Source organism: Hymenobacter defluvii (genome assembly GCF_017589435.1).
GTDB lineage: Bacteria > Bacteroidota > Bacteroidia > Cytophagales > Hymenobacteraceae > Hymenobacter > Hymenobacter profundi.
This window is the reverse complement of the sequence record NZ_JAGETX010000011.1, coordinates 34,046-48,769: the sequence shown is the minus strand read 5'-3', so window position 1 is coordinate 48,769 and position 14,724 is coordinate 34,046. Positions and strand designations below refer to the sequence as shown.

Annotated in this window: 11 protein-coding genes; 8 read left to right on the top strand and 3 right to left on the bottom strand. The window is 59.1% G+C overall.

The window, feature by feature from the left end; all coding sequences use genetic code 11:
* The first annotated feature begins 64 nt into the window (after positions 1-64).
* The 4 genes from J4D97_RS16860 to J4D97_RS16845 all read left to right on the top strand — a co-directional run bounded on the left by J4D97_RS16860 (position 65) and on the right by J4D97_RS16845 (position 4,660).
* Positions 65-2,170: an ankyrin repeat domain-containing protein gene (locus J4D97_RS16860; protein ID WP_208308589.1), complete on the top strand. Its 2,106-nt coding sequence runs from the start codon at positions 65-67 to the stop codon at positions 2,168-2,170.
* An 84-nt stretch (positions 2,171-2,254) separates the two neighbouring features.
* Positions 2,255-3,391: an epoxide hydrolase family protein gene (locus J4D97_RS16855; protein WP_208308588.1), complete on the top strand. Its 1,137-nt coding sequence runs from the start codon at positions 2,255-2,257 to the stop codon at positions 3,389-3,391.
* Positions 3,392-3,607: 216 nt separating this feature from the next.
* Positions 3,608-4,189 (top strand): Crp/Fnr family transcriptional regulator, encoded by a 582-nt coding sequence (locus J4D97_RS16850; RefSeq protein ID WP_208308587.1) that lies wholly within the window; start codon positions 3,608-3,610, stop codon positions 4,187-4,189.
* A 69-nt stretch (positions 4,190-4,258) separates the two neighbouring features.
* Positions 4,259-4,660 carry a RidA family protein gene (locus tag J4D97_RS16845; RefSeq protein ID WP_208308586.1) on the top strand — a complete coding sequence of 134 codons (402 nt, stop codon included), beginning with the start codon at positions 4,259-4,261 and terminating at the stop codon, positions 4,658-4,660.
* Positions 4,661-4,790: 130 nt separating this feature from the next.
* On the opposite strand, the gene J4D97_RS16840 is transcribed toward J4D97_RS16845, so the two are convergent.
* Complete coding sequence (locus J4D97_RS16840; RefSeq protein WP_208308585.1) at positions 4,791-5,792, bottom strand: S41 family peptidase; 1,002 nt, start codon at positions 5,790-5,792, stop codon at positions 4,791-4,793.
* 931 nt (positions 5,793-6,723) lie between these two features.
* On the opposite strand from J4D97_RS16840, the gene J4D97_RS16835 reads away from it, so the two are divergent.
* The 3 genes from J4D97_RS16835 to J4D97_RS16825 are packed head-to-tail and all read left to right on the top strand — an operon-like array spanning position 6,724 to position 11,155.
* Positions 6,724-8,418, top strand: a complete 1,695-nt coding sequence (locus J4D97_RS16835) for an alkaline phosphatase PhoX (RefSeq protein ID WP_208308584.1) — start codon at positions 6,724-6,726, stop codon at positions 8,416-8,418.
* A complete protein-coding gene (locus J4D97_RS23890; protein WP_208308583.1) occupies positions 8,415-9,335 on the top strand; it encodes a leucine-rich repeat domain-containing protein in 921 nt (306 codons plus the stop codon). Before J4D97_RS16835 ends, J4D97_RS23890 begins: the two co-directional genes overlap by 4 nt.
* A complete protein-coding gene (locus tag J4D97_RS16825) occupies positions 9,332-11,155 on the top strand; it encodes a cytochrome-c peroxidase (RefSeq protein WP_208308582.1) in 1,824 nt (607 codons plus the stop codon). Before J4D97_RS23890 ends, J4D97_RS16825 begins: the two co-directional genes overlap by 4 nt.
* Before the next feature lie 79 nt (positions 11,156-11,234).
* Here the strand turns inward: J4D97_RS16825 and J4D97_RS16820 are convergent, their stop codons facing one another.
* Together J4D97_RS16820 and J4D97_RS16815 are read right to left on the bottom strand one after the other, a co-directional pair.
* A complete protein-coding gene (locus tag J4D97_RS16820) occupies positions 11,235-11,414 on the bottom strand; it encodes a hypothetical protein (protein WP_185284809.1) in 180 nt (59 codons plus the stop codon).
* A 114-nt stretch (positions 11,415-11,528) separates the two neighbouring features.
* Complete coding sequence (locus J4D97_RS16815; protein WP_208308581.1) at positions 11,529-12,509, bottom strand: Na/Pi cotransporter family protein; 981 nt, start codon at positions 12,507-12,509, stop codon at positions 11,529-11,531.
* 749 nt (positions 12,510-13,258) lie between these two features.
* On the opposite strand from J4D97_RS16815, the gene J4D97_RS16810 reads away from it, so the two are divergent.
* Positions 13,259-14,545, top strand: coding sequence for an MFS transporter (locus J4D97_RS16810; protein WP_208308580.1), 1,287 nt, complete (start codon positions 13,259-13,261; stop codon positions 14,543-14,545).
* The last annotated feature ends 179 nt before the right edge of the window (positions 14,546-14,724 follow it).

Below are 14,724 nucleotides of genomic sequence, written 5' to 3'. Positions count from 1 at the left end.
TTTTGTAACTTACCAATAGTAGGTTATATTTGCTTGAAATATTCACCCCCCCATTCGCCTGTACATGACACTACATCCCATTCTCCTGGTTGGCGGCTCGGGCACGGTGGGCCGCTGGGCGGCCCGCCTCCTGCACGACGCCCATCCCACGGTGCCCCTGCTGCTGGGCGGCCGTGACCTGGCCAAAGCGCAGGAAGCGGCCGCTGAGATACCCAGCGCCGAAGGCATTGTACTCGATCTTGCCGCCGAAGACTTCGGTCTGGGCCAACGCCTGGTCAGTGCCGTGGTCGTTTTCTTTACGGACGACCGACTGGCCGCGCTTGGGTTTGCCCAGGCCCGCGGCCTCCCGTACCTGAGCATTTCAGCGGGCATCTTTGAGATGGGCCCCGAGGTAGCGGCGTACATGCACCAGCCGCAGGCCGCCCCGGTGGTCCTGGGTACGGAATGGCTGGTCGGCGCTACCACTGTCCCCACGCTGGAATTCACCCAAGCATTCGGCCGGGTGCACGCGATCACGATCGGCGCGCTGCTGGATGAACAGGACGTTACGGGCCCAGCCGCCTACGCGGACTTTGCGCGCCAAACCAAGATTATGCCCGCGGCGCTGGTTCGGCGCGAGGGGGCCTTTGTCTGGCAAGTGGGCGACGAGGGCAACACCACGTTTCACGCCGTGGATGGCACCGAGCAACAAGCCGCTGCGTTCTCCTTCTACGACGTGCTCGGCCTGGCCACCGCGACCGGCGCGCCGAACGTGCAGTTCTCGCTGGCATTTGGCGTCAGTTCCACCCGCCGCCAGGGCGAGCCGATGTCCACGGAAATACTCATCGACCTGGCCGGGGAAGACCACGCGGGGCAGCCACTCCGCACCCGGCACGCGGTGGTGCATCCCCAGGGGCAAATGCCGCTCACGGGCCTCGGCGTTGCCCTGCTGCTGGAGCGGTTGCTCGGCCTGGACGGCCAGCCCGCGGTTCCGGCCGGGCTTTACTTCCCCTACCAACTGCTGGAGCCCCGTACATATCTGGCCCGCCTCCAGCAGATCGGCGGTCGGGTGCTAACGTTGGCAGTGCCGCCGGAGCCGGAATTGCCCCACGTATCCCACCGACCCCAACCCCGTGACGGTTCTAGCGCAGTGGTTCCCCTGCCGGTTTACCCCAGAACCGACCTGACGCTGGACGCCGCCATCCGGGCCGGCAACCTGCCGGCGGTGCTAGAACAGTTGCGCGCCCGCGCCGACGTCAACCGGCCCGGCCCCGATGGCCTAACGCCGCTCATGCTCGCGGCCGGCCTCGGCGAGTTTCACCTCACCCAGCTCCTGCTAACGGCGGGTGCCAACGTGCACGCAGTGGAACCCCGGATGGGCGCCACCGCGCTGCATAAGGCAGTGCAAGCGGGCAACCCGGATGTCGTCGCGCTGCTGCTCGACCACGGGGCTTTTATAGACCAGCAGACCCCCATCCTGGGCAACACGCCGCTGATGGACGCCGTGCTGCACAAGCACGCGGCGGTGGTCGAACGGCTCCTGCAGCGCGGCGCCCGAATGACGATTGTCAACCATTGGGGGCAGACGGCCCTGGACATAGCCCGGGCGGACGGACTCCCGGGAATCACCCGGTGCCTCGAGGCGCAACAGCAGGCGAACGCTGATGCTGTCGCCAGACTCAAGTTGGTGGCCGCCGTGAAAGCGGCCGACCGCCGGGAGGTGGAGCGGCTGATCGCGGCGAACCATCCGGTGGATGAGCAGGTACCGATGATCGGTAGTTTGGACGACAACTACACGCCCCTGGGCATCGCCGCACGGGAGGGGCAGATTGATATCGCCCGGTTGCTGCTGCACGCCGGGGCCGATCCCCGGCGCCTGATCGGCCTGATGGGCGGCATGGCCCTCCACGACGCCACCTATTTTGGCCACGCCGCCATCGTGCGGCTGCTCACGCAACACCCCGAGCAGCCGGGTGCGCCAGCCGCCGGGTTGCAGGTACAAGGGGCCTACAATGGCTACGCTGCCCTCCACGATGCGGTGTGGCACGGGTACCTCGACGTGGCCCAGGCCCTGGTCGAGGCCGGGGCCTACCTGGACCAGCAGAGCCACACGGGCCTGACCCCGCAGGGGCTGGCCCGGCTGTACGGGTACGACAAGCTCGTGCAACTGTTGGTGAAAGCCGAGCGCTAAGTAGCCCCTCTCAAAGCTACCCCAAAATGATTTCTCCTTTTTCAGGTGCGCGTTGCCTGCCATCCCCTACCCTTCCCCCCTACTATGAACCATTCCCCGGACACGACCATCTACCCCCATCCGTTTGCCTTCCCGGACGCCGCACTCGCGGACTTACGCGACCGGCTGGCCCGCACCCGCTGGCCCGATAGCGAGACCGTACCAGACTGGCGCCAGGGCGTCCCGCTGGCCACGATGCAGGCTTTGTGTACCTATTGGCGCGACGGCTACGACTGGCGCGCCTGCGAGGCCCGGCTGAACGCGCTCTCGCCATCCAGAACGCAGATTGACGGGCTCGCCATTCATTTCCTGCACCTGCGCTCCCCCGAACCCGACGCCGTGCCCCTGGTCCTGACGCACGGCTGGCCGGGCTCCGTCATCGAGTTCCTCAAGGTCGCGCCCATGCTGGCCGATCCCCGGGCGCATGGGGGCGATCCGAAGGATGCGTTCCACGTCGTGCTACCGACGCTGCCCAACTTTGGGTTGTCCGAGAAACTCACGACGCCGGACTGGTCCCCGGAACGGGTCGCCCGGGCGTGGGTGGAGCTGATGCGCCGGCTCGGCTACGAGGGCTTCTTTGCCCAGGGAGGTGACTGGGGTTACGCCATCACCAACGCGCTGGGCGGCATAGGGGCGCCCGCCGTGCGCGCCGTCCACTTCAATATGTTCCCGATTTTTGCGGGCATGGAAGCGGTCGATGCGCAGGAGCAGCAGGCGCTGGCGCGGCTGCAAGCATTCGCCGAACATGAAAACGGTTACATGACCGAGCAGATTCAGAGTCCGCAGACGCTCGGCTACGGGCTTACGGATTCCCCGGTCGGCCAGGCGGCCTGGATCTACGAGCTGGTGGCCAAATACACCGACGGCAACGCGGAGGAGTTGCTGGGCCGCGACGCGATCCTGGACAACATCACCCTCTACTGGCTCACGGCTACGGCGGCCGCCTCGGCGCGCATCTACTGGCAGAGTATGCGCACCTTCCGGGAACATTCGATTCAGGTGCCCGTCGGCTTCAGCCAGTTCCCCCGCGACATCCACCAGACCAGTCGGCGCTGGGTGCAGGAACGCTACCCGACCCTGGTTTACTACAACGAGCTGCCGCAAGGCGGGCATTTTCCGGCCTGGGAACAACCAGCGCTCTTTGTCGAGGAAGTGCGCGCGAGCTTTCGTCATTCCCGCTAAGGAGACGATGATCGCTAGACGTGTTCCTATTTGGCACCAAAGCAAAGGCGCCGCCGAACCGTCGGCCCAACGGGTGGCACAAGGGGTAGACGGACGGCCACGCGGTGGACCCTGAAAAGCTACTTTACCGTCTTGTCCCCTTCCCCGGCCCGGCAGTGAGCTGGCATCCTCAAACAACACGACCCTTCCCTACAACGGCTGCGTAGATAACGTGCTATGCCACACCCGTTACGAGAACACCTGGAGCAAGTAGTCACGCTGACGGACGAGGAGTTCTCCGTAGTGCTTTCCCAGTTCAGTTGCCGCCACTTTCGCAAGCACCAATTGCTGATCCGGGAAGGGGAGCGCGTGCCGCATCTCTACTTCGTGGTGCAGGGGCTGCTGAAACTCGTGCACACCGACGCAGTGGGCCGAGCGCACATTGTTTCGTTTGCCCTGGAGGACTGGTGGGAGGGTGACTTTGCCGCCTATCTGACCCAGACCCCGGCCACGCTCTCGCTGCAGTGCCTGGAAGATACGACGGTCTGGTGTCTGCCGCTGGCCGGCTACCAGCAGCTCTGCGCCCGGCTCCCCCAAATAACCTACTTTTTCATGGTCAAATTTGCCCGGGGCGGCCTGGCGGCCCAGCAGCGCATTCTCTCGCTGCTCACCCTGCCGGCTAAGGAGCGGTACGAGCGGCTGCTGCACCAGTATCCCACCTTGCCCCAGCGGGTCTCGAAAACGCAGTTAGCGGCCTACCTAGGCGTCTCGCGCGAAACCTTAAGCCGGCTGGCCGAGCAACGTCATCCCCGAAAATAGTGCGGTAGGTCACAGGCAATGCCCCGGCGCCGGTGGGACCTTTGTCCCTGTACTTTCACTCCTTCAACAATGCAAAAGCGAACAATTAATCCGTGGCAGTGGCAGCAGCACAGTGCCTACAATCAGGCCGTAGAAGTACGGCAGCCGTCCGCCACGCTCTACTGCGCCGGTCAGGCAGCCATCGATGCCGACGGCGTCCCCAGCACGGGCGATATGCGAGCCCAGTTGCAGCAAGTGCTCGGCAACGTGGAGCAGGTCGTCACCGCCGCCGGGTACCAGTGCCGTGACATCGTACACCTACGCATCTACACCACCGATACGACTGCGCTGTTTGGCCCGGCAGGCTGCTTCGACGTGTTCACCGAGTGGGTCGCCCGGCATGGGATTCAGGCCGCCGCCACGATGGTGGAAATCAACTTTCTGGCGTATGAGGGGCTGAGCGTAGAAGTGGAAGCCATTGCGGTGCGCTGAGGCCCATACAATATACCTTCAAACGTTCAACCAAGGCCGTTACTCTTGTATCATCTTTTAATTCGACGTTCATGTAATGATACAAAGCGAATCTTCGCTCTTGCTAACGGACTTCCTTTAAAAAGCACCCCTACTTGGCCTCCTGCAACCATCTTTGGGCGGCTTCGATCGTCTTATCTGGGGTATCCTTCGGCGAATACTCCACCACTACATCCGGCATGATGTTATGCAAATAGGGCTTGCGGGTTCTATCCATTCGGTAGCCGGCTGCCAGTAACAAGTACGCCCCATCCGACAGCTTGAAGTCCTGGTTCGCGGTCGTATAGCCCGCCGATGGCTGGCCAAAGACCCGGGCGTTGTCACGCCCCATCAAGGAAATGGCGACCATCTCGCCGCTACTCGCCGTCAGCGAATCAATTAGAATCGCTATCCGCTGCGGCGTTGCTGCCGCCGCCCCGGCGCTGGGTTGCGGTTCTTTTTCGCTCCAATGGTAGCGGGGTAGTCCCTTCATCAACGTACGCCGTGGGGTAACATCGTACGCGTAGATTCCCTCGCCCAGCAGGGTTTGGAGCCCCGCGATCATGGGGTTCATATTACCACCTGTATTCTGGCGCAGATCGACCACCCACCCCGTGAGTGGGTATTGAGTTTGCAGCGCCGCCAACTGGCGTTGGATGCTCTGAGCGAAGGTCTGTCCGACCGAGGCCTCCATGGACGTGAATTCTGGTATTTTTATGTACCCGACGCCGTCGCCCAAGTACCGGCTTTCGGCTGGCTGGCCCGCGTAGCTCGGAGAAGTTAAGGTCGCTGCTTCTATTCTCGGATAGAAATGAGAATGCTTGTCGCCCGCGTTGCGCAGCGTGCTCATGATATGGTCGATGACGGGCTGACATTCTGCGACGGTTGCCATACCTTGTGACTTTTCCTTGACCTGCTTTCGCAGCTGCGCCCAATCGATTGAATCTGCATAAAGCGCGTTCTTCTTAATGATCTGTTGAAGGTCAGTCAGATACTGCACCACCTCCTTGGAGGGCTTCGCGTCGGGCTTGCTGGTTTGGGCAAACAGGCTGCTGGCCGCCAACAAGAGCGGGAAAAGCACGAGTCTTAACGAGGGCTTGATACGAAAGGACATAGTAGGGAGGTGTTAGCGAATAGGTTAGCAGATGGGTACAGGCATGCAGCCAAGGGAAGAGGGGTTGCCCGAACCCAAGCTTTTCTGCTGGCCGCGTTCCGGAGCCAGAGCAGAACGCCTACTCCCCTAGGGGGCACGAAAGAACATTAAACAGACAAGCGGCAAGAGAAAAGTAGGGCGAGAGAGCTAGAGCGGTAGCACCCTCCCCTTTGCACAGAAACGGATTAGGAGCGAGAGTGCTACCGCACGTACATAACGCATACATACATCATGTACAAGTTTTTAGTAGTACTTGCCTCAACGTTTATGTACGGGTAGAGCCCGATAATAGGCCCGTAGTACCACACTGCCCCCCCCTAGCGGAACGCCGCAGCACTCGCTGGTACACATCAGTTGATCAGTAGTTGGTTCCTCGCAGAAAGCCCACGTGCTTTTCTTCCGCCCGCCTGCTAAGGCAATCGAACGATGGTGGCCATCATGCCACCATCGTTCGTGTATTTTTCACCAGCTCCTTGCGTGGGACGCCCTACCACGAACACTGGTAGTATCACAACACAATCGTGCGTTCGTCCTATCCTATGTTTAAGCTTCCGCTCAAACATAGGACGTCATACGACAATTTATAGGTTGTGAAGGTTCAAGGCGCGCAGCAGCTTGCGTCAAGCGGCTTTCGCTAGCCAAGCGCAACGCTTCGGCGCGAAAGGCCGCATCGTAGCAGCGGCGTTTGGCTGGTTGAGGGCTGTCTTTCATGACATTCGAAAGATAAGGCCCTATTCTGTCTAGATTTACCCAACCACCTCAAGCTCGGGCAACTCCATTAATTCACACAACGGTAATCTAGCTATAAACCAGAAGAAACAGTACGTTTTGTATTTGCGGCCTCAATTCAACGACCTAGAACGCACCTATGAAACACACATCTACTTTTCTTTTGGCCGCCTTACTTGGCAGCGGACAAGCCGTAGCCCAGGGCAACGCTGCAAAAAAAGGCAGCACCGATATCAGTCAGTTTACATCCGTTGAGCCCTCCACGCAGCAGCAGATACTGCGCATCCCGGCCACGCATACTTTCCAAATGCTGGTACAAGCGGGCTCTCCCTACTCGCAAGCCGCCGATGGCGTGATCAAGGAAGCCTTTGACTTCACGGGATACGTGCCTATCTACAGCGGTAAATCCGACAACAAAGGAAACAGCGCTTTTGGCCAGGATCATAACGCCCAAGGCTACTTGTCCATCAACCACGAAGGTTCCTCGACGGCTACCTCGGGCGTGAGCATGCTGAACCTGGACTTCAATCAAGGGAAGCAACTTTGGGATGTAACGGCGAAAAATGCCGTTGACTTTGGCCCAGTGGTAGGCACCTACAACAACTGTTCGGGGGGTGTTACCCCATGGCGAACCGTGGTTACGTGCGAAGAAAATACGCCGACTGCCCCCACCGATAGCAACGGCGACGGCTACCTCGACTTTGGCTGGAACGTGGAAATAGACCCGGCTACCCACTCGGTAAAGGACCACGACGGCGACGGTACGCCCGATAAGCTCTGGCGCATGGGCCGGATTAAGCACGAAAACATCGTGGTAGCCCCCGACCAGCGCACGGTATACGAAGGCGCCGACCACGGCTCGACAAATAGCTTCGTGTACAAATACGTGAGCGACCAAGCCGGCCAATTAGCTAATGGTACGCTTTACGTACTGAAACTCAGTGGTAAAATTGGGACGGCTACTACCGGCACGTGGTTGCAAGTGCCGAACAGCACACCTGCCGAGTGCAGCAATACTACGGACTTAGCGCGGGCATTGGGAGCCACCAGCTTCAACGGCGTGGAAGACCTCGAAATCAACCCAGTAACTCACCAAATTTACTTCACGGCGAAAGGTCCCGGTACGATCTACCGCTTCACCGATTCAGGCAACGAAGGCACTACCGTTAGTGATTTCGAGATTTTCGCGGGCAACACGCCTACAAATCCCAACCAAGCCTACACCATCAACTACGGTTCCGGCGAGGTGTCGGAATTGTGGCGTACCGGCAACGACAACCTGACGTTCGACTCGAAGGGCAACCTGTATGTGCTGCAGGATGGCGGCCGCAACCACGTGTGGCTGATTCGGGCGTCGCACACCCCGGCTACTCCCGCCGTTGAACTGTTTGCCGTTACCCCCGCCGGCTGCGAGCCCACAGGCATGACCTTGTCACCCGATGAGCAGTTTATGTTTATCTCTATGCAGCGCCCTAGCGCTAACAACACGGAGGTGATGGTTGACGCTGCTGGTCAAGAGGTCGTGTTCAACAAGTCCACGGCCCTGGTTATTGCGCGCAAAGAGGTGCTTGGCAAAGCAACGAAAAAGAAGACTTCCCAGCAGCAGGTAGCGGTGGATGTGTATCCAAACCCGGTGAGCGGCGCGGAAATGAACGTGCAAATAACCCATCCTCGGCCAGAGGCAGCCACGATGCAAGTACGGAACCGGGTAGGAAAGCTCGTATTGGAACAGGCCGTGGAGCTTAAGAAGGGCGTAAACACCCTGACGCTACCCGTTAGTGCGCTCCAGAGCGAACAGTATTATCTGGTGATTAAGACGGCTACTACTACCACTACTCGCCCCTTCATCAAGCAGTGAGGGTAGCCCGTATTTTCGTTTCGCTTTTACTCGGTGTTGCCCTGCAAGTCTTGCAGGGCAACACGTGTTTGGCGCAGTGCGCTACCCCTACCGCTTTTACGCTTCCGGATGCGCTGAGCCGTCCGGGCTGCGTTCGGGAACTGAATGTGCGTGGCCAGAGCCTGGAGCTCCTGCCGGCCAGTGTAGGCCAACTTCCTCATTTGCAACGCTTGTACGCGCACGAAAACCACTTGCGTCAGCTGCCCGAAGCCCTCACCCAACTCGACAGTCTGCGGGTATTGTTCTTGAATAAAAATAGTCTTCTGACGTTGCCGACGACCATTGGTCAGCTGCACCGGCTGCAACAACTGCAAATAGACCAGAACAACCTCACGGAGCTGCCACCCAGCATTGGCGGCTTGGACAGCCTGCGTTTTCTCGTGGGTGGCTACAACAACTTCACCTCCCTACCCGACCAGTTGGGCGAGCTGGCGGCGTTGGAATACGTGGACGTGTCCAACAACCAGCTGCTTTTCTTGCCGGAGTCGATGCGCAAGCTGGGCAGTCTTCGCTACGTGTATCTGAACGACAACAAGCTCCAGCGCCTGCCCAGCCAGTTGGGGGCGCTGGGGAAGCTAGAGGAGCTGAACGTATCGAACAACCAGCTGGAACAGCTCCCAGCGAGCCTAGGAGGCTGCCAAGCCTTGAAAGTGCTGATTGTTTCCGGTAACCAGCTCACCGCTCTCCCTAAACACTTGGGCCGGCTCCAGAACCTGGAAATCCTGATTGCCAATGACAACCAGCTGACGGCCCTACCCCGCTCGGTGCGCAAGCTCAAAAAGCTGAAAACGGTCATTGTCAAGAACAACGCCTTCACCCCGGAAGCCCGCCGGCAGGCCGTAGCCGCGCTGCCGGGTGCTACCCTCTACTTTCAATGAGTATTCGTTTTTCTTGGTTTCGGGCGGTTGCCCGTCCGCTGCTGCTGCTGGTAGCGGCAGGGTTGTTCTCGTTTGCCGTCTTGCACAAAAGTCCGACTGAGCAGGTGAAGGAACACTACACCACCCATCTGCGTCAGCTACATACTGCCCTGACCGCTTTTCAGCAAATGGCCCCACAGGCAGATGCAGTAACGTTGCGCGCCCAGTTTGCCGCTTGCCGGCAGGAGTACAAACAGCTGGAGTTTGCCATCGAATACTATTACCCCCATGCCGCCTCGCGCATCAATGGTGCGCCCCTACCCGAAACCGAACCCGGCGAACCGGGAGAGGTCATTCCCCCCTCGGGGTTTCAGGTGTTGGAAGAGTACATATACGCAGCCCCCGACACCCGCGCCAACCGCGAGTTGGTATACCAGGAAATCGATAATCTGCTCTACCAGGTGCGCCACTTAGAGCAGCAGGCTTCCTACCTGGCCTTTACCGATGCGGAGGTGTTTGATGCCGTGCGGCTCAACCTCTACCGGCTGGCGGCCAAGGGCGTATCCGGCTTCGACTCTCCCGTAGCGCACGCCTCGCTACCCGAAGCCGCCGCGACTTTGAAAGCCAGCCGCGACGTACTGGCCATGTTCGACGTGCCGGCCGCGCTAACCACACAACTGGCCCATTGTGAAGCCGCCGTTGCCGCTCCTGCGCAGGATTTCAACCGCTTCGACCGCGCCCGGTTCTTCGTGCGCTATTTCAACCCGGCGCTGGCAACGCTTCGGCAAGTACAAGCGCAGCTGCACATCCCATTTGTGGCAGCGAAGCGCGCAGTGCGGGCAGATGCGGCCGGCTACTTTGTGGCCGATGCATTCGACGCTTCCTTTTTCGCCCCCGCAGACGCGGCCACGCCCACGCCGGCCGTCCTAAAATTAGGCGCAGCCCTGTTCAAGGAACCGCTGCTTTCGGGCAGTGCGGGCCGCTCGTGTGTCAGTTGCCACGAGCCCGAGCGAGCCTACACCGACGGCCTGAAAGTGAACCGCTCGTTGCTGGCAGATGCGGGGTTGGAGCGCAACACGCCCACGCTGCTCAACGCAGCCTTGCAGCCCGATCAGTTCTACGACAGCCGGGTGCATTTCCTGGAAGATCAAGTGCACGCTGTTATATCCAACAAGGCCGAGATGGGTGGTCACCTAAGCGAGGCCCCTACCTTGCTACGCAAGAAAGGCGCGTATGCAAAGCTGTTCGCGCAGGCGTTTGCCACTGAAAAACAACCCGTGTCGGAGCGCAACATCCGGCGTGCCGTAGCGGCCTACGTCCGGTCGCTGGTCCGCCTGAACAGCCGCTTCGACCAGTACATGCGGGGCGACACCACTGCGCTCAACGCTTCGGAGGTGCTCGGCTTCAACCTCTTTATGGGCAAAGCGCAGTGCGGCACCTGCCACTACATGCCGCTGTTCAACGGGGCCGTGCCGCCCCTCTACGAAAAAACGGAAAGCGAAGTACTGGGTGTACCAGCCACTGCCGATGCCCAGTCTCCGATGTTGGATGCCGACCCCGGCAAGTTTCTGCTCTATGGCATTGTGCACCAGAAGCACGCGTTCAAAACGCCTACCGTTCGCAATGCGGCCCTCACCGCGCCCTACATGCACAACGGCGTGTATCAGACCCTGGAGCAGGTAATCGACTTCTACGACCAAGGTGGCGGCGCGGGCCTGGGCCTATCCGTGCCTACCCAAACCCTAGCCGAAGACCGGTTGAATCTCAGCCCAGCGGAGCGGCAAGCCCTAGTTGATTTTATCAACTCCTTGTCTGATGCGCAGCAAGTTGTGTATGAGTAAGCAGCCAATCGGGTCAGCCCGCAGTACTAACAGCTGGATGGTCCCCCCATACTGCCTAAACGGGGACGAACAGCAATGGCTAGTGGACTGGCTCGGCGAGCTGGCCGACCGGCACTGCTACCTGCTCGGTAATCTGTCGGCGGCCAACGAGTAGCAGCAGTAGGGCCAGCGCCGAGGTGCCCGCCATAATCCCGACCATGGGCACGGCGGTGTGGTTACTGAGCACGCTCACGCCCACGGAGGCCAACGCGCCGGTCATTCGAGTGGCCCCCAGCAGGGCCGAGGCGCTCCCGGCGTTGCGCGTGAACGGCGCCGCTGATAGCCCATTGCGATGCGCGGCTAGGTCAGCCCCAATGCTATTTACAGCGCTAGCTTACGCCGATGGGGCTAGCGCCGCGGGCAGTGATGCTGTTTCGTCAGGCAGCCATCCGTCCAGCAAGCGTTGGCACAGTGGCACCAGCGGAGCAAATACCAGTACGCCCGCTACGTTGAACAACACGTGCGCGTGCGCAATTTGGCGTGCGACATCGGCGTGCCCCGCCACCCGCAGTACCAGGGCCGTAAACGGCGCAATGAGCAACAGCCCCGCCCCAATGGAGAGCAGATTGAAGCCCAGGTGAAACAGGCCGGTTTTTAGCGCCGCCCGCCCCCGGCCAATGGTAGCCAGCAGGGTATCAGAGCAAGTGCCTAGCTCGGCTCCAAGCATGACGGCAATACCCGCGGGCAAGGAAAGTAGGCCCTTGCCGGCTAGCTTAATGACCATGCCCAACGTAGCCGATGAGGACTGAATCACGAGTGTTACCAGCGCCCCTGCGCCCGCCCCGCGCACAGGATGCTCCAACTTCAGCAGCCATGCCTGCACCCCGTCATACTCCTTGAGCGGGGCGGCTGCTTCGCCAATCAGAAATAAGCTAAAAAACAGCAAGCCGAAACAGAACAGGGCCCGGCCTATGGTGCGGCCCTGACGTTTCTTGCTCAGCGACAATAGCAGTAAACCGGGCAGCATGACTACCACCGCATACTGGCCCAAATCAAAGGCGAATAGTTGGCTGGAAATGGTTGTGCCAATGTTCGCCCCGAGCACAACGCCTAACGAATTGCGGAACGGAAGGGCCCCGGCACTCACCAGGGCAATGGCTAAGATGATGACCACGGAGGAGGAGTCGAGTAGGGTAGTCACCACTGTGCCGGTTAGAATGGCTATGGGCACCGTCTTGGTAAAGCGGTCGAGGTAGTGCTTGACCCGCTCACCAGCCACGTGCCGTAGGGCTAGCGCTAAGCGGCTCACGGCGTATAAGAAAAGGACGAGCCCGCTGACGGCCAGTAGGCTAATGGATAGAACAGACGACGGCATAGGGGGCAACTACCGGAGGTGAGGGGAATTGTGTATCCAACGGGGTGCGGCGGGTGAGCGCCGTACTGTCCACATCAAGAAATTGTTACGTCTGGAAAGCAGCCCTGGGAAACCACGCAACGCAGGGACGCCTCAAAATCTATCTATCATACACTAATTGCCCTTTATCTGGATTGCGCTGCACCACTTTCCGCTTTCATGCGATCTACGGTGCGCAAGAAAGCAGTTGAGCTACGCTTATCGAATCGGCGGCGGAGACCCCCTTCGAATGGCGTTGCGTGTGTTTTCTGACAACAGATCGTTTTTTGAGCGCTTGCTCTTTGGCTTGGGTTGCTTTTGTTTCTGACGGCTTTGTTTCGTCTGAAACGACGTGCGCTTGCTTGCTACTTTAGGCCAGTAAGTAGCGTATTAGGATGACAGAAATAGCTGTGTCGAACCGGGCTCTAGTAGTAGTGAAAGTTGATTCGTTGTCTACTGCAAGTCCTGCTTATTTTGTTTTAGGCACATCGTAAACCACGAGGAATAGCCTTCGAATAATTGTATGAGTTGTTTCTACCTCCTGTCAACAGTGCTTCACTGTTTACTTATAATATACTTTTTAACATAATTTGTTAACAAATAAGCAATTTACAGGCAACGCCCTTTTGTGCTGAAACTGGGAAGTTTACCGACTGTAACGGTAAGGAAGTGTACGAGCCCCCGGGTTAACTGCGGTGGTGATGGCCGCATCCTGACCTTCTTCTTCGGCCATGCTTGCTACCCTTCCTCATACTTCCCTGCTGCAGTGGCAACGTCGCACGGCCCTTCACCTGTTTGTGGGCTACAGCGCGTACTACCTGTGCCGCTCCAACCTGGCTATTGTTGCCCCGCTGCTCATTCGGGAGTTTGGTGGGCAGGGGCTCAACAAAGAAGTACTGGGCCAAATTGCTTCGGTAGGCGTCCTGTTTTATGCGGGGGGTAAGGTAGTAAACGGTGTGCTGGGCGACTTTTTAGGCGGCAAGAAGGTCTTCTTACTAGGTATGATTGGGGCCGTGGTGGCTACGGTGGTATTTGGTCTGGGGCAGGGCCTAGCCGTATTCTTTGGGGCGTGGGCTGTCAATCGGTTGGTGCAGTCCATGGGATGGGCCGGGTTGGTGAAGACTACAGCCAATTGGTTTTCTTACCATTCCTACGGTCGTATTATGGCTCTGTTGAGCTTAAGCTACTTAGTAGGCGACATCGTAGCGAAGCTACTGTTGGGTCAGCTGCTGGCAGCCGGGTTGAGTTGGCGTGGACTATTTATGGTGGCCGCTGCTATTTTGGCAGCGGTGGCGCTCATCAATTGGTATCGCCTGCCTAGTAGCCCAGAAAGCGTAGGCGTACCCGCGCCACCAGCCAGCCCCGTGAATGTATTCACGGCTTCTGGTGCTACCCCTACTGAACCGGCTTCCCTGGCTGCTTTGCTGCGGCCTTATTTTCGGAGCAAGTCTTTTCTGCTCATGCTGGTGCTGTCCTTCGGTCTGACGGCCCTGCGCGAATCCTTGAGCTTCTGGTTGCCGCTGTACTTGGTAGAGGCGGCACACTTTTCGGAGGGCGCTGCCTCGCAGTACAGTGCGCTGTATTCGCTTTGCGGTATGCTCTCCATTCTAGGAGCCGGCTACGCTTCTGACCGCTGGCTCCGGGGCCAACGGGGGCCTCTTATTGGTGGGGCCTGCGTGTTGCTCCTACCCGTGTTGCTGGCCATGGCCCAGCCTACTACTAACAGCTTGCTACCCTTGATTCTGCTCTCATTGGCAGGACTATTACTACTAGGTCCTTACTCTTTCTTGGCTGGCGCTATGTCGCTGGATGTAGGCGGACGCCAAGGCGCGGCAACGGCGTCGGGTTTGGTAGATGCAGTGGGGTACGTAGGAGGCACAGGAGCCTTGTGGCTTACGGGTGCACTGGCCGAGTATTATGGCTGGAGCTACACCTTCTTGGCGCTGGCAGTAGTGGCAGCGGCTTCCGCTGGAGCAGCCCTAGTTTTTTACCGCACACAGGAGCGCCACGCGGCATAGTTAGTCAGTGAAACAATGTTGCCTTATAAGAAACTATTGCACACAATTAGTTAACAATTTAGTGACTAATTGGTGACTTTTTTCCGACTGACGAGGTTGAACTTTGCCTTCAAGAAATAGGACTAGGCTGAGCCGTTAGCACGAGCTTCATCCTTTCATTTACCTCATTTTCAGCTCGT

What these genes read in the sequence shown, in the direction of transcription:
- J4D97_RS16860 (WP_208308589.1), top strand. Translation starts at nt 65, where the DNA reads ATGACACTACATCCCATTCTCCTGGTTGGCGGCTCGGGCACGGTGGGC.
- J4D97_RS16855 (WP_208308588.1), top strand. Translation starts at nt 2,255, where the DNA reads ATGAACCATTCCCCGGACACGACCATCTACCCCCATCCGTTTGCCTTC.
- J4D97_RS16850 (WP_208308587.1), top strand. Translation starts at nt 3,608, where the DNA reads ATGCCACACCCGTTACGAGAACACCTGGAGCAAGTAGTCACGCTGACG.
- J4D97_RS16845 (WP_208308586.1), top strand. Translation starts at nt 4,259, where the DNA reads ATGCAAAAGCGAACAATTAATCCGTGGCAGTGGCAGCAGCACAGTGCC.
- J4D97_RS16840 (WP_208308585.1), bottom strand. Translation starts at nt 5,792, where the DNA reads ATGTCCTTTCGTATCAAGCCCTCGTTAAGACTCGTGCTTTTCCCGCTC.
- J4D97_RS16825 (WP_208308582.1), top strand. Translation starts at nt 9,332, where the DNA reads ATGAGTATTCGTTTTTCTTGGTTTCGGGCGGTTGCCCGTCCGCTGCTG.
- J4D97_RS16820 (WP_185284809.1), bottom strand. Translation starts at nt 11,414, where the DNA reads ATGACCGGCGCGTTGGCCTCCGTGGGCGTGAGCGTGCTCAGTAACCAC.
- J4D97_RS16815 (WP_208308581.1), bottom strand. Translation starts at nt 12,509, where the DNA reads ATGCCGTCGTCTGTTCTATCCATTAGCCTACTGGCCGTCAGCGGGCTC.
- J4D97_RS16810 (WP_208308580.1), top strand. Translation starts at nt 13,259, where the DNA reads ATGCTTGCTACCCTTCCTCATACTTCCCTGCTGCAGTGGCAACGTCGC.